15 protein-coding genes are annotated in these 20,842 nt (G+C 70.4%); 7 read left to right on the top strand and 8 right to left on the bottom strand.

Translation table 11 applies throughout. The features are described from left to right. Positions 1 to 3: 3 nt before the first annotated feature. Positions 4 to 678, bottom strand: coding sequence for a response regulator transcription factor (locus tag MTP10_RS33355; protein ID WP_310714580.1), 675 nt, complete (start codon positions 676 to 678; stop codon positions 4 to 6). Positions 679 to 868: 190 nt separating this feature from the next. Here MTP10_RS33355 and vanY-N point away from each other — a divergent pair, with 190 nt between their 5' ends. The 4 genes from vanY-N (at position 869) to MTP10_RS33375 (ending at position 4,321) form a co-directional block, all read left to right on the top strand. Continuing rightward, on the top strand, positions 869 to 1,441 hold the full coding sequence (gene vanY-N / locus MTP10_RS33360; protein ID WP_310714581.1) for a D,D-peptidase/D,D-carboxypeptidase VanY-N: 573 nt from the start codon (positions 869 to 871) through the stop codon (positions 1,439 to 1,441). A gap of 110 nt (positions 1,442 to 1,551) precedes the next feature. After that, positions 1,552 to 2,757, top strand: coding sequence for a tryptophan synthase subunit beta (gene trpB, locus MTP10_RS33365; protein WP_310714582.1), 1,206 nt, complete (start codon positions 1,552 to 1,554; stop codon positions 2,755 to 2,757). Then, on the top strand, positions 2,754 to 3,569 hold the full coding sequence (gene trpA / locus MTP10_RS33370) for a tryptophan synthase subunit alpha (RefSeq protein WP_310714584.1): 816 nt from the start codon (positions 2,754 to 2,756) through the stop codon (positions 3,567 to 3,569). Before trpB ends, trpA begins: the two co-directional genes overlap by 4 nt. After that, entirely contained in the window at positions 3,566 to 4,321 is a 756-nt protein-coding gene (locus tag MTP10_RS33375) for a GntR family transcriptional regulator (RefSeq protein WP_310714585.1), read from the top strand. Before trpA ends, MTP10_RS33375 begins: the two co-directional genes overlap by 4 nt. A gap of 46 nt (positions 4,322 to 4,367) precedes the next feature. Here the strand turns inward: MTP10_RS33375 and MTP10_RS33380 are convergent, their stop codons facing one another. Continuing rightward, positions 4,368 to 4,727 carry an ROK family protein gene (locus MTP10_RS33380; protein WP_310714586.1) on the bottom strand — a complete coding sequence of 120 codons (360 nt, stop codon included), beginning with the start codon at positions 4,725 to 4,727 and terminating at the stop codon, positions 4,368 to 4,370. 50 nt (positions 4,728 to 4,777) lie between these two features. Further along, a complete protein-coding gene (locus tag MTP10_RS33385; RefSeq protein ID WP_310714587.1) occupies positions 4,778 to 5,386 on the bottom strand; it encodes a site-specific integrase in 609 nt (202 codons plus the stop codon). 751 nt (positions 5,387 to 6,137) lie between these two features. On the opposite strand from MTP10_RS33385, the gene MTP10_RS42125 reads away from it, so the two are divergent. Beyond that, positions 6,138 to 6,647: a nucleotide disphospho-sugar-binding domain-containing protein gene (locus tag MTP10_RS42125; protein WP_397334557.1), complete on the top strand. Its 510-nt coding sequence runs from the start codon at positions 6,138 to 6,140 to the stop codon at positions 6,645 to 6,647. Here MTP10_RS42125 and MTP10_RS33395 read toward each other — a convergent pair. Both MTP10_RS33395 and MTP10_RS42130 read right to left on the bottom strand, forming a co-directional pair. Continuing rightward, a complete protein-coding gene (locus MTP10_RS33395; RefSeq protein WP_397334558.1) occupies positions 6,644 to 13,294 on the bottom strand; it encodes a LamG-like jellyroll fold domain-containing protein in 6,651 nt (2,216 codons plus the stop codon). The two genes, MTP10_RS42125 and MTP10_RS33395, sit on opposite strands and share 4 nt — an antisense overlap. A gap of 127 nt (positions 13,295 to 13,421) precedes the next feature. Continuing rightward, positions 13,422 to 14,510, bottom strand: a complete 1,089-nt coding sequence (locus tag MTP10_RS42130) for a tyrosine-type recombinase/integrase (protein WP_397334559.1) — start codon at positions 14,508 to 14,510, stop codon at positions 13,422 to 13,424. On the opposite strand from MTP10_RS42130, the gene MTP10_RS33400 reads away from it, so the two are divergent. Continuing rightward, entirely contained in the window at positions 14,394 to 14,852 is a 459-nt protein-coding gene (locus MTP10_RS33400) for a hypothetical protein (protein WP_310714589.1), read from the top strand. The two genes, MTP10_RS42130 and MTP10_RS33400, sit on opposite strands and share 117 nt — an antisense overlap. A gap of 273 nt (positions 14,853 to 15,125) precedes the next feature. Here the strand turns inward: MTP10_RS33400 and MTP10_RS33405 are convergent, their stop codons facing one another. The 3 genes from MTP10_RS33405 to MTP10_RS33415 all read right to left on the bottom strand — a co-directional run bounded on the left by MTP10_RS33405 (position 15,126) and on the right by MTP10_RS33415 (position 19,274). Continuing rightward, entirely contained in the window at positions 15,126 to 16,274 is a 1,149-nt protein-coding gene (locus MTP10_RS33405; RefSeq protein ID WP_310714590.1) for an ROK family transcriptional regulator, read from the bottom strand. Positions 16,275 to 16,330: 56 nt separating this feature from the next. After that, positions 16,331 to 17,824, bottom strand: a complete 1,494-nt coding sequence (locus MTP10_RS33410; RefSeq protein WP_310714591.1) for an alpha-galactosidase — start codon at positions 17,822 to 17,824, stop codon at positions 16,331 to 16,333. A gap of 79 nt (positions 17,825 to 17,903) precedes the next feature. Continuing rightward, positions 17,904 to 19,274, bottom strand: coding sequence for a sugar ABC transporter substrate-binding protein (locus MTP10_RS33415; RefSeq protein WP_310714592.1), 1,371 nt, complete (start codon positions 19,272 to 19,274; stop codon positions 17,904 to 17,906). A 146-nt stretch (positions 19,275 to 19,420) separates the two neighbouring features. On the opposite strand from MTP10_RS33415, the gene MTP10_RS33420 reads away from it, so the two are divergent. Then, complete coding sequence (locus tag MTP10_RS33420; RefSeq protein ID WP_310714593.1) at positions 19,421 to 20,812, top strand: DUF4832 domain-containing protein; 1,392 nt, start codon at positions 19,421 to 19,423, stop codon at positions 20,810 to 20,812. Positions 20,813 to 20,842 lie beyond the last annotated feature (30 nt).

Consider the following 20,842-nt stretch of genomic DNA (forward strand, 5'->3'; position numbering starts at 1 on the left):
TGCTCACACCGGCCCGAACCGGTACCCGAACCCACGCACCGTCTGCACGTAGACGGGCGCCGCCGAGTCGTCCTCGATCTTCGCGCGTAGCCGCTGCACGCAGGCGTCCACGAGACGCGAGTCGCCGAAATACCCGTGCTCCCACACCGACTCCAGCAGCTGCTGGCGGCTGTGCACCCGGCCCGGCGCGCCGGAGAGCTCGAGCAGCAGGCGCAGCTCGGTCGGAGCGAGACTGACCGGCACGCCGCGGTTGGCGATCACCAGCCCGGCCCGATCGATGGTCAGGTCCCCGTGCCGCTCCAGCTCCGCCTGGTCCCGGCCGATCCGCCGGAGCACCGCTCGTATGCGTGCCTCAAGCACTCTGGGCTGCACCGGCTTGACCACGTAGTCGTCGGCGCCCGCCTCCAACCCGGCCACCACGTCCATGTCGTCGCCGCGCGCGGTCAGCATGATGATCGGTACGTCACCGGCGGCCCGGACGCGGCGGCAGACCTCGAACCCGTCCATGCCGGGCAACATCAGATCGAGCACGATGACGTCGGGAAGGTCCGTGCGCAGCCGATCCAGCCCCTGCTCGCCGGACTCCACCGCGCGCACCCGGTGCCCATGCCGGGTCAGGGCCAGATCGAGGCCCTCCCGCACGGCCGGGTCATCCTCGATCAACAACACTCGCGACACGCCGCCGAATATCACAGTTCGCTCCGTAACTCGCCCGCCAGTCAACCCTGTTCACTGTCGGCCGGCCGTGTCCCCGCCTCGTCCGCGCCGTGTCATGGTTGCGTCACGGTCGCGCAGACGGTGGGCGCCGTCGATGAACGGTGACATGCGGCGGACAACGCGCGCATATCGGGTGCCAATCGTAGTCGTCATGAGCGAACCACGCACCATCCCGCCTCGGCCCCGAGACCGGCTGTTCGCCGCGGTCACGCTGCTGCTCGCCGTGCTCCTGCTGCCCGCGGCGTTCGCCCGGCATCCCGGCCGCGCCCGCGAGCTGGCCTGCCGCTGGGCGTTGCGGATGCGGTTCCCCGCCGAGGACCTCACCGGGCTCACCGACGGCACCATGGCGGCGTTCATCGCGGCGCGCACCGAGGCGCTCTGGCGCCACGGCCAGCTCCTCGGCCTCACCTCCGGATACCGCGATCCCCTTGTCCAGCAACGGATGTTCGACGAGGAGGTGCGCCGCTCCGGCTCTCCTGCCTCGGCACGCATGCTCGTGTTACCTCCGGCGGAATCCCCGCACGTCAAGGGCATCGCGCTGGACGTGCGCCCCCACGAAGGCGCGCGCTGGCTCGAGGAACACGGCGCCCGCTACCACCTCTACCGCATGTACGACAACGAGTGGTGGCATTTCGAGTACCGCCCGGACAGCGGCGGCACACCGCCACGACGACGACCCCACCCCGGCGTGCGCCACGTCGTCGAGAACGGGGACCAGATCTAGCCATCCGGCGCTGCCGTGCCGAGCACCCGGCGGTGGCACGTCCACCCCGCCTGTGCCACACTCACTGTTATAGAACTCTTCACAGAGTTATAGAACGATAGGAGGATGGCATGCGAGACGCGCTGCCCTGGCGGGAGCCGGTCCCGCTGGACGGGACGATGGGCGAGCCACGAGCCCGGGGCCGATTCGGCGAGTACGGCGGACGGTACGCGCCGGAGTCCCTCGTGGAGGCGTGCCGCGAGGTGGACGAGGCGTTCCGCGAGGCGTGGGCGGATCCGGGGTTCCGCGGCGCCCTGGCGCGGCTGCTCGCCGTGAACGCCGGGCGGCCGACCCCGCTCACACCGGCCCACCGGCTGTCGGAGGCCCTGGGCGTGCAGCTGTACCTCAAGCGCGAGGATCTCACCCACACCGGATCCCACAAGATCAACAACGTGCTGGGCCAGGCCCTGCTGGCCACCCGGATGGGACGGCGCAGGCTGATCGCCGAGACGGGAGCGGGCCAGCACGGGGTGGCCACCGCGACGGCCGCCGCGCTGCTCGGGCTGGAGGCCACGGTGTTCATGGGCGAGCGCGACATCGAGCGGCAGGCGCTGAACGTCTTCCGGATGCGCATGCTGGGCGCCGAGGTGGTCCCGGTGACCACGGGCAGCCGCACCCTCAAGGACGCGACCAGCGAGGCCATGCGGCACTGGGTGGGCACGACCGGCGACTCCCACTACTGCATCGGCTCCGTCGTCGGGCCGGATCCGTACCCATGGATGGTCAGGGAGTTCCAGCGGGTCATCGGCGACGAGGCCCGCGGGCAGTGCGCCGCCGAGCTGCGGACCGGCGTGCCGGACTACGTGGTCGCGTGCGTCGGCGGCGGCTCCAACGCGGCCGGCACGTTCGCCGGATTCGCCGACACCCCGGCGCGCCTGGTCGGGGTCGAGGCGGAGGGCGGCGCCGGGGCGGCCCGCGGCCGGCTCGGCGTCCTGCACGGCAGCCGCTCGCTGTTCCTGCAGGACGAGGACGGGCAGATCACCCAGGCGCACTCCATCGCCGCCGGGCTCGACTACCCGGGGGTCGGCCCGGAGCACGCCCACCTGCGCGACCTGGGCCGGGCCCGCTACGTCACGGTGACCGACGACGAGGCGGTCGGCGCGGCGGTACGGCTGGCGCGTACCGAAGGCATCGTCCCGGCGCTCGAATCGGCGCACGCCCTCGCCTGGGTGATCCGCGCGGCGGGCGACGGCGACCTGCCCGCGGGATCGACGGTGCTGATGACGTTGTCCGGCCGGGGCGACAAGGACGCCTCAACCCTGAAGGAGCTGCTGTGACCAACCCCACGCCGGCCGCGGGCGCGGTCGAACGCCACCTGCGGGCCCGCCGGGACACCGGCCGCGGCCTGCTCATGCCGTACGTCACCGCGGGGATCACCTCCGGCTGGACGGAGTACCTGCGGGCGTTCGCCGCCGCCGGCGCGGACGCGATCGAGGTCGGCCTGCCCTTCTCCGACCCCACGCTGGACGGCGTCACCATCCAGCAGGCCAGCGAGACGGCACTGGCCCGGGGGGCGAGCACCCGCCGGATCCTCGCCGACCTGTCCGGCATGCCGGACGTGGGCGTGCCGCTGGTCGTCAGCACCTACTACAACCTGGTGCTGCACGACGGCCCCGAGGCGTTCTGCGCCGCGCTGCGCCGGGCCGGCGTCGGCGGCCTGATCGTGCCCGACCTGCCGGTGCACGAGGCGGACGAGCTGACGGACGCGGCCGCCGCCGTCGGGATCGAGCTGGTCCTGCTGGCCTCGCCGGCGACGCCGCAGCCGCGGCTGGCGGAGATCTCGTGCCGCAGCCGCGGCTTCGTCTACGCGGTGTCGCTCATGGGCACCACCGGTGAACGGACCGCCCTCGCCGCTTCGGCGGCGGAGCTCACCGAGCGGATCAGGAGCGCCACCGACCGGCCGGTCTTGCTAGGATTTGGCATCTCCACCCCGGACCAGGCACGCGAAGCCCGCCGGCACGCCGACGGCGTGGTGGTCGGCGCCGCGGTCATGCGGCGGGTGCTCGACGGGGCCGGGCCGGACGACCTGCGGGCCTTCCTCGCGACCCTGCGGCAAGCCCTCGACCAGGAGTGTGACCGACCACGATGACCCCCGACGCCGGGCACGAGGCGAGATACCGCGCCATCGCCGCCGACCTCGCCGCGAAGATCCGGTCGGGACACTACGCCCCCGGTGAGGCCCTGCCGCCGCAACGGGAGCTGAGCGCCTCCTACGGGGTGACCCTCATGACGCTGCGCCAGGCGTTGCGGGAGCTCAGCGACGAGAGGCTGATCGTGCAGCAGCCCGGCCGGGGCACGTTCGTCGCCCCGCCCCACCTGGCGTACCAGCTCGACTCGCTCCGCAGCCTGGTCGACGACCTGCGCAAACAGGGCCACGATGTGCGCACCTCGGTGACCGGGCGGGCGGTGCGCCGGGCCCCCGCCCGGATCGCCGCGGAGCTGCGGCTGCGCCCCGGCGACACCGCCCTGCGGCTGGAGCGGGTCCGCGAGTTCGCGGGACGTCCCGCCCTGCACCAGGTGTCCTGGGTCCGCCGGCCGGTGGCCGACCAGATCCAGGACCGTGACTTCACCGCCGTCTCCCTCTACACGGCCCTCGCCGACGCGGGAGTGACGGTCGCCCGGGCGTCCGAGGTGGTCCGGCCCGGCCTGCTCGACCCCGACACCGCCCGCCACCTCCACGAGCCGGAGGGCAGCCCGGTGCTCGTCAGCACCCGGATCACCTACACGCTCGACGCCACGCCCGTGGTGTCCGACCATGCCACCATCCTCGGCAGCATGATGGAGATCCGCACCGAACGCGCCGCCACCGGCCTCTCCCTCACCTGGGGCGCCTCCAGCTGAGAACCTGGGTGCGGGTGCGCTGTCTTCAGCTGAGGGAGGGTGTGAGTCAGGCGTGGAGGGTGAGTGGGGCCGGCATCCCGTCCGTGAACAGTCGCGCGTCGACCTGGTCAAGGGCGACGCGCAACGCGCCGAGGGCGACGCTGTCCGCGCCGAGGTTGGACGCCCGGATCTCGGGGACGCGCAGGCAGAGGCGGCGCAGCTCCCGCTCGAGGGGATCGATGAGGAGGTCGGCGGAGCGGGAGTAGCCGCCGCCGAGGATGACGACCTGCGGGTCCAGGGTCAGCACGAGGGCCGCGGCGCCCACGGCCATCACGGCGGCCAGGCCGTACGCCAGACAGCGTAAGGCCTGCGCTGCGAAGATCAACCGCGCGGCACACACGCGGGCTTCCTGCCGTTCCTCTGTCATCTAGCAGGCATATCGATCCCCTTGCACTCAGCTTTCTCGAAGGTCCGCCCTCACCGCTTGCGAGCGGCAGGATCGCGTCCAGCCTGCCAGCGCCCGAGAGCTTCACTCGAGACCCGGGCGTAGCGGGCCAGCGAAGCGACCGAGGTGTGCCCGGAGAAGGCGAGCAAGGTGGAGGTGTTGGCCCCATCCTCGGCCGCGTGGGTCAGCGTCGAGTGCCGTAGTTGATGGAGCGTCCAGCCGCCGGTGGCCGCCTCGAACAGCTCAGCTGCCCGCCGATACGACAGTCGCGCCCTCCCGCTGCCACTGTCGATGTCGGCTGGCGGCAACTCCACTCGGGCCCGCCGGTCGGTGGTGAACACTGGCCCCGACCTGCGTCCACCTATCAGACGGGGCAGCAGCCGGGCGGTGCCGGTTCGCCACACGATCACGTCCACCGCGCCACCTTTACGCCGCACCCGGGCCTTTCGATTACGCAAGTCCAGTTCCTCGACATCGAGCGCCAGGACTTCGGAGGCCCGTGCCGCGGACTCGTACAGCAGCCGCCACAAGGTCCGCTCACGAAGCGCAATCCTTTCCCGGCCAAGCAGCTCGGCGACCTCGGCACGGTCCAGCGACCTCGTACGGTCGGCCTCGACGGGGCGGCGTTTGAGCCGACGCAACGGGTCCTCGGTGATCCAGCCCTGATCGGGCGACGTGGACGCCCTGGAAGCCTCAGCCCTCGACCAGAAATGAGCTGATCTTTCGTGTCACACCTCGCCATGATCGGCACCCCGATCGTCAGCCACGTGCCGCCCAGCCTGGAGATCATCCGGGAACTGGTGGCACGCGGGCACCGGGTCACCTACGCCAACGACCCGGCGGTCGGCGACCTGATCGAGGGCGCCGACGCCGATTTCATCCCGTGCGCCTCGGTGCTTCCGGTGGCCGACAACGCCTGGCCCGACGACCCCATCGTCGCCATGAACCTCTTCCTCGGCGACGCCGTACAGGCCCTGCCGCAGCTGCGGGCCGCCTACGACCAGGACCCCGCGGACCTGTATCTGTACGACATCGGCGCCTATGCCGGGCGGGCGCTCGCCGAGGCGCAGCGGCGGCCGGTGCTGCAGCTGTCGCCGACGTTCGTGGCCTGGAAGGGATACGACGAGCAGGTGGCGGCGCAGCTGCGGCAGTTGCCCGGTGCGGACGCCTACCGGGAGCGGTTCGCCCGCTGGCTCGCCGAGGCCGGGGCGACCACGACAGACGTGGACGCCTTCTCCGGGCCGCCGTCACGGGCGCTGGTGCTCATCCCCAAGGCCATGCAACCCCACGCCGACCAGGTCGACACCGACACGGTGACTTTCGTCGGCCCCTGCTACCCCCCCGCACGAGCGGCAGGGCGGCTGGACCCGGCCCGCCGGAGCCGAACGCGTCCTGCTGATCTCGCTGGGCTCGGCCTACACGCGCCGGCCGGAGTTCTACCGCCAGTGCCTGGCCGTCTTCGGCGACCTGCCCGGCTGGCACGTCGTCCTGCAGATCGGCCGGCACACCGACGCGAGCGAACTGGGGAAGATCCCGGCCAACGTCAAGGTGCACTCCTGGGTGCCGCAACGGGCCACCCTGGCGCAGGCCGACGCCTTCGTCACCCACGCCGGCATAGGCGGCTGCGGCGAGGGGCTGCTGGCCGGAGTGCCGATGATCGCCGTACCACAGGGCGCCGAGCAGTTCATGAACGCCGACCGGCTGACCGAGCTGGGCATCGCCCGCCGGATCGACACCCAGGACGCCACCGCCGAGACCCTGCGGACCGCGCTGCTCGCCCTGGTCGCCGACCCGGAGGTCACTCGCCGCTCGGCGCGCCTGCGGAGCCAAGCGCGTGCCGAGGGCGGCGCCCTGCGGGCCGCCGACCTGGTGGAGAGCATGCTGGGAGCGGATCCCTCCTAGTTGTCGATGCCGTAGTAGTCAGCCAGGTAGTCGATCACCTCGGCGGCGTGCGGCACCAGCTCGGGCAGATGCGTGGTGAGCGCCGCCCGAGTGGCCGTGGCCAGCACCGCCTTGCTCGCCGTCGCGGTCCGGGTGTACGGCGCCAGCCGCTGGATCAGCTCGTAGTTGCTGGAGATGTTCTCCACCCGCATCGCCCGCTCCAGCGGCGGCGCCCCCGGCGGCGGGATCGGCGGCAGCACCCGGCTGATGAACGTCACCCGGTGCATGATCCGCCAGCAGGGCGGCTTGGCGGCCGTCTGCCGGGCCTGGCGCAGCGCGGCGGCGTCGGCGGCGCCGCTGTTGGCCAGCCAGACCGGGTCGACGACCTTGTGGAAGAAGTCGTCGAAGTTGGCGCTGCTCTCACCCAGGTAGAAGGTGAGGAAACGGTAGGCGTCCACCTTCCCCGGCACCAGGACGGGCTTGCCCTGCGCCGTGAAGACCGGTTTGCCGCTGTCGTAGCGCTGCAGGTCACCGGAGGGCGCGCAGTCGACGGTCAGACCGAAGGAACGACTGACGTCCTTGGCCCGGGTGCGGGTCACGGAGGTGCTGCCCGCGAGGGAGGCTTCGATGTGGCCGGTCAGCCCGAAGCCCACGATCGTGATCTTGAACTCCACCGTCCCCGTATCGGCCGCCTTGAAGGTGTAGCTGCCGCTGTGGGTCTGCGTGACGGAGTCGGTGGCCTGGGTGGTCTCGGCGAAGAAGCCGCCCTGCGCCGTCCAGACGTAGGTGTTGACCAGGTCCCGGTGGGAGAACTTCTCGGGGGCCGAACTGCTGCTCCCGTTGCGATCGCCCGAGGACACCTCGGCGGTCATCCCCATGTTCCGCAGGATCTTGCCGGCCTGTACCTGCGTCTGGTCGGGCGTATGGGTCTTGGTGGAGATCGACTCGTAGTAGGCGCGCAGCCGCTGCTGGTCGCGGACGATGCGGCGTTTGAGCGCGTACGCCTCCTGGGGCTTGAAGAAGCTGTGCTGACCGTAGTCGGCGGCGGCCGGGTAGTCGGGATCGCGGACCTTGCCCCGGTCGTCGAAGCCGACCGCGCCGTCCAGCGTGCCCTGCTTGGTGTAACGGGGATTGACCGGGAAGGCGATGATGTTCCAGTCCCGGGGGATGTCGGGGTTGGGCATCATCCGGTAGGCGACCAGAGCCCCGGTGTGGGCCAGGCGCAACGCGAAGATGTCGGCCGTCTCCGACTGCACCAGCGCGAAGCCCGTATTGGCGGGCACGTAACGGCGGCCGATGGCCGGGTTGAGCAACTGAGTGGGGTCCTCCAGGTTGCCGGTCAGGCGCAGCTTGGCGGCGCGCGTGGTGTTCAGGCCCTGCGAGAGCTTGGTCTCATCCGACCAGGCGTTGGAGAACTCCAGCTTCCTGACGCCCGTGAGCTTGTAGTCCACCTCCACGATCGGCTTGGCCGTACCGACGCCCATCGGCGCGGAGATCATCAGCAGGTTCTGGTTCTGGTCCTGGCCGATCTTCACCTCGAAGGAGGAATCGATGCTGCTGGTGCGGCTGGAGGACATGCTGTAGGTGACCTGGTCGGCCTCGGTGAACTCCACCGAAGAGGCGCCGGCGAAGGAGTCGGCGCCGGTCAGGTTCTCCGACGGCACCGGCGGGGCGCTTTCGATGTAGCCGATGAGCTGCGGGTCGAACTGGGCCTGCCCCACCCACTCCGACACCAGGTTGCCGACCTTGTAGCCGGTCACCAGGTGCCAGCGGCCCTGACGCACGAAGCTGTAGCAGCGTTTGAGCACGCCGAACGGCTCGCCCTTGGCCGTGTGCTGCATGTCCGCGTACTCCGCGACCGCCGGAGCCGCGCCGATCGTGTCGTGGAAGGGGGTGCGGATCGCGGCCAGCGCGGAGCGCACCTGGGCAGTGTCGGTGGCGATGGGAGCGCTGGAGAGCATCGGCCGCGGACGCGCCGCGGGAAACTCCAGGTCATTGCCCCGCAGCCCCTCATCGTGCACCTGCGTGGCCGTGATCGCGGTGGAGTCGCGGTCGAAGGGCCAGTAGGCGACCAGATCCTGCTTGTCACCCTTGAGCCGGGTGAACAGGTTGTCGAGCACCTGCTCGGTGGTGCGTGCCGTACGCCAGATCCGGATCTCCTCCAGCATGCCGCTGAACGGCTCGCTCACCGCGCCGCCGGCCAGCCGGGCGCCCAGCGTGAGCTGCTGGTCGCCGTAGTCGGCCGGGCCCGGGTCCGGCGTGGAAACCGCGACCACCGGCACACCGTTGCGATACAGGCGGAACGGGCTGGCGATCGGATCGGGGTCGCGCACCCACTGCGTGGATCTCAGGCGCGCCGGGTAGCTCCCGTCGCTGGTGAGGGTGACGTTGCCCGTGTTCTCCTCGAAAGCCCAGCGCGCCAGCAGCCCCCGGTCGCGCCCGGCGACCGGCAGCCCGATCTGGGCCGGCTCGCGAGCCACGCTCCACAGCCGCACCTCGCCCAGCACCCCGGAGAACGCGGCGCCCGACCCGATCCTGCCCATGGTCAGGTTGCTGCTGTTGGCCTGGGCGCCGGGGCCGGTGTAGTGATCGGCGCCGACCGGCTGCCCGTTGATGTAGAAGCGGATGTCCTTGCCCGGATCGGTGTCCGGCGGGGTCTGGGAGGTTGCCGAAACCTCCACCTTGCGCCTCTTGCGCACGACGGCCACCCGCTGGAAGGCCCTGGGGGTGATGCCGGCGGTGGAGGTGTAACGCACGACGTTGCCGCCGGGCTCCTCGAAGGCGAACTCCAGCTTGCCGTCCCCGCGCACACTGAGCTGGTACGGCACGCCGCCCGACAAGCCCAGCTCGCCCTTGGAGACCAGCCCCATCGTACTGCCGAGCCGATCGGCCTGCAGGAACACCTCGATCGTCAGGTCCTCGGTGACGTTCAGCGCCTCTTCCTTGCCCACCTCCAGGTAGGCGCCGCCGTCCAGCTTGACCGCCCAGGACTGCTGGAAGGCGGCGGCCAGGTGCGTCCACTCGCCGCAGGGGAAGGTCTCCTGGCTGCGCACGAACCGGCCGCCGACCCCGGCCACCAGCTGGTAGCCCTTGATCGGTGAGGGCAGGGCCGAGGGTCCGGGGAAGGTCCAGTAGCCCAGCAGGTTGGGCTCGCGGCCCGACAGCCGCTGGTTGCGCTCGCCGTTGATCTCGGCGGGGGTGCGGACCCGCCCGAAGACGCGCACCTCGTCGATCGCGCCGGACAGGTACTGGCCGGCGAACGGCTTGAAACCCAGCAGCAGCGGGCCGCGCCCGACGTAGGCCGCGTTGGCGGTCCGGCGGGCTACCTCGACGCCGTCGAGGTAGATGACCTGGGCACGGGTGGCGTGCTCGTGCGTCACCGCCCAGTGGTGCCAGCCCACGTCAGGGGGGCCAGGGGCGACGAGGTCATCGCCCCAGAGACTGAAGCCGAAGCTGTTGTCGTTGAAGATCTGCAGGTGCAGCGTCCGGTTCTGCCGTCCCGTCGGGTCGCCCTGCAGTAGCAGGGGCTGGGTGTGGGTCTGCCCGGCATCGCGCCGTGCCCACAGTTCGATCGAGAAGTCCCGCTCGGCCAGTTCGATGGTCTTGCTCAGTTCGAGCGACTCCGAGCCGTTGAACAGCTTCGCCGTCTTCAACGGGGCGTCGACCAGCGCCATCGTGTACGGCGACTGTCCGCTGTTGGCGTGCACGATCCTGGCCTTGCCGGACACCGGGGCGACGTGCGCCCAGGTCTCCATCGTCAGGTCGCCCGTCACCGTCACGCGCTCCAGCTGGGCGGCGGGCAGGCGCAGGTGCTGCTGGCGGCCGTCGAAGGAGTAGGCGCGGCCCGGCATCTCGCCACGCCAGCGGCAGCCGTGCCCGCTGACCAGGCGCTTGGCGGCGCCGTTCGCGATGGAGGCGACCGTGCCCGCGGCGAGGCCGACCAGGCGCGAGCCCGCCGTGAGCGGCACCCCGGGACGCGCGCACGTGGCCCGCTGATAGTCGTAGCCGACCAGCGTGACCACGGCGCCGACCGTGATCGGCTGACCGGCCGCGGCCAGCGTGAGCGTCTTGGCACCCACCGGGTGGTCCGCGCCCGCGCTGTAACCGTTCGAGCCGATCGTGAGGTGCGCGGCCTTGGGAACGGCGGTCGTCAGGGGCTCGGCCAGCTCCACCTGGGTGCGGTTCACGGTGGCAACCGTGGTGAGCCTGACCGGCTCGCCGGGCACGCCGGCGAGTATCGCGGTCATCCGCTCGGCGTTGCGCGGCAGCGAGCGCCAGGTCTCGCCCTCCTTGCCGCCGGAGATGGTCAGGTCGCACCGGCCCGGCGCGTCGCCGTCGCTCACCGTGATCGTGAGGGCGCCCAGGTCGATGCAGGCGTCACGGGCCGTGAAGACCACCGCGTTGCTGTCGACGGGCAGCTCCTGGGTCGACGGGATCACGAAGGTGTCGAAGTAGGCGGCGAAGAACTGGTCGTTGACCCCGCGGAAGTACAGCACCACGTGGCCGGTGGCGCTGTCCATCAGGACGGGCGCATCGGCGCATCGGGCGAAGGACAGCACGGCTCCGGCGCAGCTCAGACCGGTGCGGTCCAGGGCCAGCAGCGGCATGGTCACGGTCAGGTCGGTCGCGCCCTGGGCGGCGCCGGTCATCCGGGCGAGCTGGTTGCGCGCGGTGTCCAGTTCGGTGGTCTTGGCGGCCAGGGTGAGCTGGAGCGCGGCGAGCCTGGTCTGCGCGTTGCGTGCCTCGTCCAGGGAGATGCGCAGGGAGACGAGTTCGGTCTGCGCCTTCTTCAGGCTGGTGTCGAAGTCGCCGATGTGCCTGGCGGGGACCATCTTGATCAGCCCGGTGTCGTTGGTCAGGGCCGCCCGCGAGTGGACCACCGTGCTGCCCGTGCCCGCCGAGGAGATGGCCAGCCCGTTGCCGGTGCCGATGAGCCTGACGTACTCGCCGTTCTGCTCCACGATGTACACCGCGCCGGGGCGTGCCTGGACGAGCCTGGTCATGTCGTCGGCGGACGAGCCGGCGGGGGCGATGCTGCGGTAGGACAAGGCGTTCATGATGACGTAGCGGCGTGGGCCGCTGGCGCTGGCATCGGTCCAGATGAACCGCCATTGGCCGCTCGGCGAGTTGGGATCGGCGTTTCGCACCAGCTCCGCCTGTGATTCGAGGCTGTCGCCCCTGATCGAGATGGTCGGCCGGCCGGGAGATCCCTTCATCTCCAGCCGCCACAGCCAGGCCGACATCGTGCCCTTGTCTCTATCGACGATCCGCTGGTAGTGGGCGACCTCCGCGACCTTCTTGTCATGGGAGTCCTGGAGCCCGGCCAGGTTCACGGCGACCTTGGACAGCCGGTCGATCTCCAGGGGCAGGTCGCGCACCTCGGTCTCCAGCGCCTTGATCCGCTGCTCCAGCACGCTGATCGCATCCAGGTCCTGGCTCTGCTTCGGGCGATCCAGCACCGGCATGTCCAGCACGTCGGGCACCTGGGTCAGCCGCCCGTCCCTGCCCACGCCGAAGTCCACGGTCGCCACCTGGCCGTCCTTGTCGGCGGGGGCCTTGGTGGCGAAGGCGAGCAGCACCCTCGCCTGGCGCTTGGCGGGTTTGGCGGCCGTGCCGTACCCGACCGTGGAGGACTGCTGCTGGTGGTAGATGACGGCGGCCAGCCCGGAGACCACGCTGCGGCCTGTGACGGAGAAGCTGTCGCGGCGCACTCCGGGGTGGTCGCCCACCGGGGCCTGCGAGCCGACCCACTGCACGCCGCCGCGCAGCGTGCCGTTCAGCGCGCGGTCGCTCTGGTCGAAGGCGGTCGTGCCCGATCCCTCGTCGAAGCGGTAGTAGGCCACCAGTCCCGGCTCGTTGCCGATCAGGCGGTGGCCCAGTTCGCGCTTGAGTTCCTCGGCCGTGCGGGCGCGTTCCCACAGGCGCACCTCGTCGATCTCGCCGTTGAAGAAGCCGCCCGGCTGGCCCGCGGTGGTCGCCGCGCCGATCAGGACCGGCGCGGTCGCGTCGGCCTGGTGCTGCAGGTTCGCGCTCTGGCTCACCCTGCCGTTGACCAGGACGCTCGCCTTGGTCCCGTCGTAGACCCCGGCCACGTGGGTGTAGTCGTTCAGCGAGATCGACTCGGTCGAGACCACCGACCACGCCCCGCTGTTGTGGGCCAGGACGACCGTGCCGTTGGCGCCGATCCCGAGCGAGCAGGCGGCGCCCTTGGCCAGCACGGTGCCGCCGAAGGCCGCCGGTTTGATCCAGGCCTCGATCGTGTACGCCCCCGGGCCGAATTGGAGCGCTCCAGGGGAACCGAGGTCCACGTGGCCTGCCGTACCGTCGAGTAGCAGCGCGGTCTCCGCGTGCCCCGCGACGCCCGCCACCGGCACCAGGTCCTGGCTGGTGAAGGGGCACTTGCCGGGGGCGCGCTCGAAGACGGAGTCGCGGTACTTGGCGTCGGGGCTGGTGTAGAAGCGCGTGCCCTGGGTGTTGAAGCCGCCGTCGGCGCCCTGCTCGATGTTGAAGCAGTCGACGCGGCCGGTGGCGCCGTTGTGCGCGAACAGTTGCCAGCGCCACATGGTGGAGATCGCGGTCGGCACCAGCAGCGCCGCGAACCGCCCGCCGGTCAGGTTGCGAATGAACGACAGCTCACGCGTCGGCTCGTAGAACGGCCGGCCCTCCATGTCCTCGGTGCCGAGCGTGTCCTTGGCCGAGTCGGGCCGGGTGGCGTGGCGGCTGCGCCGGTGGCGCACCTCCAGCACCGGCTTGAGCTTGCCGTCCACCAGCAGGAAGCGGTCGCTCAGCAGCGTCTCACGTACCAGCGGCACCTTGGCGCCGCCGCTGAGCAGGTAGTCGGTCCTGGCCGCGTCGCCGGAGCAGCCGCCGCCGGTCAGCTTGTGCACCGCGTCGGGGTGGGTGGCCCCGATCGCCTGCCGCAGCACCACCACGTACGTGCCGTCGGAGACCACCTGGAACGGCGCCGCCGCCGACAGCCGCGCGGTCGTGGACAGGAACATGTCGATCTCTTCGGGGTCGAGCTGCTCGGACGGCTTGGCCTCGATCCGGCCACCCTTCTTGATCGTCGGCATCGCCGTCGCGCCCGCGACGCTGTAGCCGACCTCCTCGATCTCCCGGGGGAAGGGCAGCTCGAGGGGGTTGTCGGCCCAGTACGCGGCGTCCAGTTCGCCCTTGGCGGCGTTCTGCTTGGCCAGGTCCAGGACGTTGTAGACGATCCGTCGCGCCGTGTCCATCGCGAACGCCACCGTGGTGCCCTGATGCCGGACGATCATCACATGGGTGTACGTCCGGTCGCCGTAAACCTTGAGCAGGGCATCCTGAGCCACCATCGCCGCCTCCCGTTGGCTGAAGTCCACTCACGTTCGCTCCGATCGCGGAGAAGATCAATCGCGATGGCCATATTCGGCCATCTTCATCCGTTTTCAGCGGGTGCGGGATTCCGCCGTACGGCAGACACCAGCGCGAGGGCGGCGTAGCCGCAGAGCACGGCCAGCCCGGCCCAGGGCGGCAGGGGGGAGAAGCCAGAGTAGATCTCCAGCGAGATGCGACTGGCGTGGCCGGAGTAGGGCTGGATGAGGGCGTCGTCGATGCCTTGGGACTTGAGCCAGGTGAACAGGAAGTGCCACAGGCGGTGGGGATGTTGTGCGGCAGGCCGGCTTTGGCGGCGTAGTGGGCGAGCATGGCGCGTACACCGCGGGTGGAGTACGGCTTCTTCCACGATGATGCGAACAGGAAGGCCGCGCCTCTCCGGCGGGCGGCGGAGATGTGCAGGGCGAGGGTCTCTTTGAAGTGCGCGGGGAAGGGGACGGTGCGATCCTTTCCGGCTTTGCCTTGGGCGATGCGGATGCGGCAGGCGTCCAGGTCGACGTCGCCGATGCGGATCTTCACCAGTTCGGCGACGCGGACGCCGGTGTAGAGCAGGGTCTTGATGAGCACGATGTCGCCGGTACGGCGTGCGGCCCACACGGTGGTGTAGTAGCTGCGGATCTCGGCCTCGGTGGGGACGTAGGGCAGCTTCTTGGGCTGGTTCTGCACCTGGATGCCGAGTTCGGCGCGTGGGTGCCGGAAGACCTCCTTGAGGTAGGCGTAGTCGGGCCGTTCCTCGCGCAGGTATTTGGCCAGTTGGCGGGCCTTGCGTTGGGCGGGGGTCCGGGGCGGGTGGCCGCTTTGGCTCACTGCGGGTGGTGGGCGGTCCGGGGTTTCGGTCCGCGCGTTCGGCGCTGACCCTGTCCGAGATCATGCGCTTGATCCCTCGTCGCCTGCCATGGGCGTGGTGGGGGCGGTCAGGTCGAGGCGCCGGTCGGGCCGCAGCTGGACGGTGCCGTAGGGGGTCATATTGGTGGTGATCAGCGGGGTGAGGCCGCGCCAGAAGCCAGACGCTCCTATCGCGGCCCTGAACTGTGAGAACACAACAGATGGCGGCTGGTGGGCCAGCCTTACCGACAGGTCTCTTCCGCTCGACCCGCCTTCGAGTCCTCAGCTGAGGAAGGGTGTGAGTCAGGCGTGGAGGGTGAGTGGGGCCGGCATCCCGTCCGTGAACAGTCGCGCGTCGACCTGGTCAAGGGCGACGCGCAACGCGCCGAGGGCGACGCTGTCCGCGCCGAGGTTGGACGCCCGGATCTCGGGGACGCGCAGGCAGAGGCGGCGCAGCTCCCGCTCGAGGGGATCGATGAGGAGGTCGGCGGAGCGGGAGTAGCCGCCGCCGAGGATGACGACCTGCGGGTCCAGGGTCAGCACGAGGGCCGCGGCGCCCACGGCCAGATCCTTGACATAGCGGCGGAGCGCCTTTCTGGCGTCGCTGTCGCCCTCGCGGGCGCGTTCGAAGACCCAGGCGGCCTTGTCGTTCGGATGGATGTCCTCGGGCACTCCGGGGCATTTCTCGATGTGGGACGGGGCGGAGAGCCAGCGAACCGCCTTGAGCGCGCCGATCTCGCCGGCCGCTCCCCCGTACCCGCGCCGCAGGGTGCCGTCGAGGATGAGGCCGGCACCGGTCCGCATGCCCGCCAGCAGGTAGACGATGTCGTCGGCGTCCTGCGCGGCGCCTTGCCAGCGTTCGGCGACGGCGGCGAGTTTGCAGTCGTTCTCGACCAGGATCGGGCAGGTGAACCGGGTCGTGAGGTGCTCGGCGGGGGAAACGCTCGCCCAGCCCGGCAGCGGGGTGAACAGCGTGGTACGGCCGTCGGCGTCGACCGGGCCGGTCACCCCGACCGTCACCGCCCAGATCTGGTCGGACCCCATCCCGGCGTCCGACAGGCATTGGGAGATGGCGGTGTCGACGGCCGCGAGCCGGGCTGCCGGGTCCGCGTCGGGCTCGACCGGCAGCCGGTGACTGTGCAGCACCTGTCCCTCGAGGTCGGCGAGCAGGACGAGGATCTTGTGGCCACCGACGTCGACGCCGAGCACGTGCCCGGCGTCGGCGTTGAAGCGGTAGCGGCGGGCCGGACGGCCGACGCTGCTGCCGTCGGGTTCGACGACCTTCACCCATCCGTCGGTGACCAGCCCGCGAACCACGACGTCGGTTCCGGGCCGGGACAGGCCGGTGCGGGCGGCGAGTTCGGTGACGGTGGCGGGCGGCTGACCCCGCATCGCCCGGACGACGCTGAGCGAGTTGATCTCGCGGAGCCTGCTGACATCGACTCCGGCCACCTCGGACACCACTACCCCCCGATTATGCTTAGCCAAAGTGAAATTTTAGCTGCTCGTCATGTGATCGGATACTGCTGCCCCGGGTTCAGCGCGGCGGTGAAGTCGACGGGACGGCCATCCACGGCGAAACTGTATCGATCTTCCTGGACGATCTCGGGCTGCTCGGCGAGGTAGGCGGTCATGCGTTCGAGCTCGTCGGAACTCAGCCAGGACGGCGGATCGGAGACGGCCTTGAATCCGCAGATCGCGGCCAGGTCCTGCAGCCAGCGCATCTGGGTCTCGGTGAGCAGGTTGAGCCGGCTGCGGAAGTAGACGGCATCAGGGTCGACCTGGACGAGACGGGACTGCCACAGCCGGTGCAACGTGTTCACGACGGCGTTGCAGGCCATGGCATCCGAGGGGTCGTCGCTGGCGTAGTTGGTCCACAGCGGGGCGACGTCGGGGCCGCTGCGCAGCCCGTCGGCCAGCCCCAGCGAGGGCAGCAGCAGGGCGCCGCTGCCGAGCAGGTAGACCTCCGGGCCGGCGACGCGCCGGATCAGGGCGAGCGCGTCCCGGTAGGCCTGCTCGCGAGGCGCCCCGGAGTGCCGGACGCCGGGGACGGCGCCGGCGTTGATGAAGTCGAGCTTGAGGTAGCTGAAACCCCATGCGTGCACAACCTTGTGGATCTGCTGGGTGAGGTGCTCCTGGACGCCGGGGTGGGTGAGGTCCAGGGCCCAGTAGGAGGTGCCCCAGTTGTGCCCGGCGACGACCGGCTGCCCGCCGGCGTCACGCAGCAGGAACTCGGGATGCTCGCGTGCCGTCTCCGACGTGGGCAGCACGATGAACGGCGCCAGCCACAGGCCCGCTCTCATCCCGGCGGTGGTGATCCGCTCGGTCAGGGCGCGCATGCCGGAGGGGAACTTGTCGTTGGGCTCCCAGTCCCCGACGGCCGACTGCCAGCCGTCGTCGATCTGGACGACGTCGAACGGGAGGCCGGCCAGCGCGGAGATGTCCTTGTTCAGCGTCTCCTCGGTGATGCCTTCGTAGTAGGAGTACCAGGTGGACCACACGTTTCCGGCACGCCGTTCGCTGCTGCCGAGCCGTACGGCGAGCTGGTCGGTGTAGTGGGCGAAGACCTCCTGCTCGGGACCGTAGGCGAGGAACCAGGGGGCCCCGTCGTCCTCGCACCAGCCGGCGAGGGTGTCGAGGTCGGCCGCCAGGCGGGGGGTGCCCAGCCCGAGGGAGCCCAGCAGCAGCACCCGCCCGTCGTCGCCCTGCAGCGCGGCCACGGCCGAGGAGTGGTGGCGGGCCGGGTCGTCCCAGACCGTGTCGTCCGCGGTCAGGCGCCGCTGGGGGTTCGCGATCCGCAAGGGGGGCTCGCTGAGGCGGCGCCACCCGCACGGGCTCCAGGAGTTCTGGCCGTGGCGGTAGAACAGGGCGTCGGCGAGGCCGTGCAGGATCGCGACCCGGCCAGGCGGCAGAACGAGACCGCCGGTGACGGGCGTCGGGGGCTCGGAACCGGTGAGTTCGACCGCGAAGTCACGGCCGGCCAGGTTGACGAGCAGGGGCATGGTTCTCCTTCGAGCAGCGGCGCCCGTCCGGCGGGAGGCTTGGTGTGGCTCCCACCGGACGGGACAGAGGACGGAACAATCAGCCGAACAGGCCATTGACCTGCTGATTTGCCTTCTTCAGTGCCTCGGCGGGCTCGATCTGGCCGAGGATGACCGCCTGCAGGGCGTCCTGCACGATCTGGCTGATCTCGGTGCCGTGGTCGGTGATCGGCAGGAGGAACGTGCCGCCGGGAGTCTTGGTGTAGTCGACGTACACCTGCACGTCACGGCCCTTGGCCTTGTGGGCGGCCAGAGCCTTCTCCGCCGAGGTCCTGATCGCGGGGAACACCACGGCGTTGCCGGCCACCACGTCCTGGCAGGCGGCCGAGCCGAGGTACTTCACCCACTTCCAGGCGGCGTCCTTGTCCTCGGTGCCGGCCCAGATCGCGTCCGACAGGCCGTTGATGGCGCTCTTACGGGACCCGACCGGCCCGACGGGCAGCGGCGCGAGCGCGAACTTCTGCTTGGCGCCCTCACCCATGTAGGTGTTGATGGTCCAGGAGCCCGCTATCGTGAGCGCGGCCCTGCCCGAGTTCATCACGGCGTCGATGCCGAGCGTGGACTGCTTGTCGAAGCGGGGCGCGTATCCCTTGTCGGTCATCTTCTTGTACCAGCTGATGGTCTCGATCAGCTTGGGGTCGTCGTACGTGAACCGGGTGCCCCACGGGTTCTTGTCGAGGTAGGTCCAGCCGTTGGCGGCGGCCAGCTCGCCCCAACCGTTCTGGCCCTGGGAGCCGTCGTTCCACTCCGGCTGGTATCCGTAGACCGCGACGTTGTCCTTGTCGAAGTCCGGGTCCAGGCCGTTGCGGCCCTTGTCGTCGACGGTGAGCTTGGCGATGAGGTGCTCGAAGGTGCCGCCGTCGGTCGGATTCCAGGTGAGGTCGGCCAGCTCGTCGGGCTTGATACCGGCCTTGTCGAGCTGCTCGGTGTTGTAGACGACCGCCTCGGTGTCCCAGTCCTTGGGCAGCCCGTACCGCTTGCCGTCCTTGGTCCACAGGTCCGCGAGCCCGTCCTGGTACTGGCTCAGATCGACCTTGTCGGCGTCGACGTAGGGCTGGATGTCGAGGATCTGCCGGCTGGAGACGAACTGCGGGTAGTACGACACCTGGTTCGTCCATACGTCCGGGGCTTCGCCGGCCGCCAGCTGGGTGGTCAGATTCTGCCAGTACTGCGCCCAGGCCGTCTGGGTGAGCTTGACGGTGATGTTCGGGTTCGCCTGATGGAAGGCATCGGCGCAGGCCTGGTAGGAGGCCAACTGGTTGTCGTCCCACAGCCAGTAGTCGAGCGTGACCTGACCGCCCGCGTCGCCGCCCGCCGGCTTGCCCGTCTCGGAACCGCCGCACGCGGTGAGCGTGGTGCCCGCCAGCAGCCCGCACAGCAGCGCTGCGGCAACCCGCTTCCTATTGATCATCGAGGTGCCTCTTCCTGGGGGTGGGACCGAGGGCCCGAGAGAATTCCCTCTTGCCTTGTTGGCTCTCTCGAATAATGATGTGGCTCATCGAAAATTTGTCAAGGCTGGCTCATAAGTGCTTTGGCAATCGTCATGTGGAGGCTTCGATGGTCCACTCTCCGATCCGTCGGCCTGCCCGGATGGCGCTCGCCGCCCTCCTGGCCGCGGCCGTCACGGCGCTGCCCACCCCGAGCTCGGCCGCGGCTGGTCAACCGGGCTGGCGGAATCTGGCGGCGGCGCAGGCTCCGGACGCCAATCCGCTGGAGGGTTTCATCCCCTACGCCGGCGCCTATACGACGTTCCCGCACTCGATGGAGTGGTTCTACCTGCCGCTGAACGCGGTGATGACCGGCCCGGACCACTTCGACTGGCGGGCGCTGGAAGAGCAGCTGGACGCGATCGCCGCCCGGGGCCACCAGGCGGCTTTCCGCTTCTATCTGGACTATCCGGGCAAGCCCAGCGGCGTCCCGCAGTTCCTGCGCGACCAGGGTCTGCTGACCCGGCCGTACGACGACTTCGGCAACGACGGGCAGAGCGTGTCGCCTGACTACGACGACCCGAACCTGACCGCCGCGCTCGATCGGTTCATCGCCGCTCTCGGCCGTCGCTACGACGGAGATCCGCGGATCGGGTTCGTCCAGCTCGGCCTGCTGGGCTTCTGGGGTGAGTGGCACACCTGGCCGCACAACGGGGACCCGGGAACGGAGAACTGGTTCGCGTCCCAGGCCGAGCAACTCAGGGTGCTGAACGCCTACGACAAGGCCTTCGACCGGACCAGGCTCATGGTCCGCTACCCGGGTGCCGACAACAAGGCGCACGACCTGGGCTACCACGACGACTCCTTCGCCTACTCCACTCTGCCGGGCCCCGGCTGGCACTTCATGGACCTGATGCGGCAGGCCGGCACCACCGACAAGTGGCGGACCAACACGGTCGCCGGCGAGCTGCGGCCCGAGCTGCAGGGCTGCCTGTTCGACGTTCCGACGGACTGTCCCGGCGACGGGGACAAGGACTTCGACGCGAGCGTCGCCCAGACCCATGCGACCTGGCTGCTCAACCACTACGCATTCAGCCCCGGATACACCGGCGCCGCCTACGACCAGGCGCTGAAGGGCGCGAAGTCGCTGGGCTACGAGTTGCGGGTCACCGCGGTGCGGACCGGGCAGCGGCGCCGCGGCCTCGACGTCACCGTCCGGATCAGCAACGACGGCGTCGCCCCGTTCTCCTACGACTGGCCCGTTCAGCTGGCCGTGGCCGGCCGGGACGGACGGATCGCGCGGACCTGGACGACGTCCTGGAAGCTGACCGGCGTCATGCCCGGCGAGCCGGTCGAGCTCGCCGCGGCCCTGCCGGTCGACGGGCTGCGGAAGGGCGAGTACACGCTGGTCCTGCGGGCCGCCAACCCGCTGCCGAAGGGCATGCCGCTGCGCTTCGCCAACGCCGACCAGGACACGACCGTTCCCGGCTGGCTGACCCTCGGGCGCATCCCGGTGCCCTGACGCCACCACGAAAGGGGTGCGGCTCCGGCC

Source organism: Nonomuraea sp. 3-1Str (assembly GCF_031570565.1).
Lineage (GTDB): Bacteria > Actinomycetota > Actinomycetes > Streptosporangiales > Streptosporangiaceae > Nonomuraea.

What these genes read in the sequence shown, in the direction of transcription:
- vanY-N (WP_310714581.1), top strand. Translation starts at nt 869, where the DNA reads ATGAGCGAACCACGCACCATCCCGCCTCGGCCCCGAGACCGGCTGTTC.
- trpB (WP_310714582.1), top strand. Translation starts at nt 1,552, where the DNA reads ATGCGAGACGCGCTGCCCTGGCGGGAGCCGGTCCCGCTGGACGGGACG.
- MTP10_RS33375 (WP_310714585.1), top strand. Translation starts at nt 3,566, where the DNA reads ATGACCCCCGACGCCGGGCACGAGGCGAGATACCGCGCCATCGCCGCC.
- MTP10_RS33380 (WP_310714586.1), bottom strand. Translation starts at nt 4,727, where the DNA reads ATGACAGAGGAACGGCAGGAAGCCCGCGTGTGTGCCGCGCGGTTGATC.
- MTP10_RS33395 (WP_397334558.1), bottom strand. Translation starts at nt 13,294, where the DNA reads ATGGAGGGCCGGCCGTTCTACGAGCCGACGCGTGAGCTGTCGTTCATT.
- MTP10_RS33410 (WP_310714591.1), bottom strand. Translation starts at nt 17,824, where the DNA reads ATGCCCCTGCTCGTCAACCTGGCCGGCCGTGACTTCGCGGTCGAACTC.
- MTP10_RS33415 (WP_310714592.1), bottom strand. Translation starts at nt 19,274, where the DNA reads ATGATCAATAGGAAGCGGGTTGCCGCAGCGCTGCTGTGCGGGCTGCTG.
- MTP10_RS33420 (WP_310714593.1), top strand. Translation starts at nt 19,421, where the DNA reads ATGGTCCACTCTCCGATCCGTCGGCCTGCCCGGATGGCGCTCGCCGCC.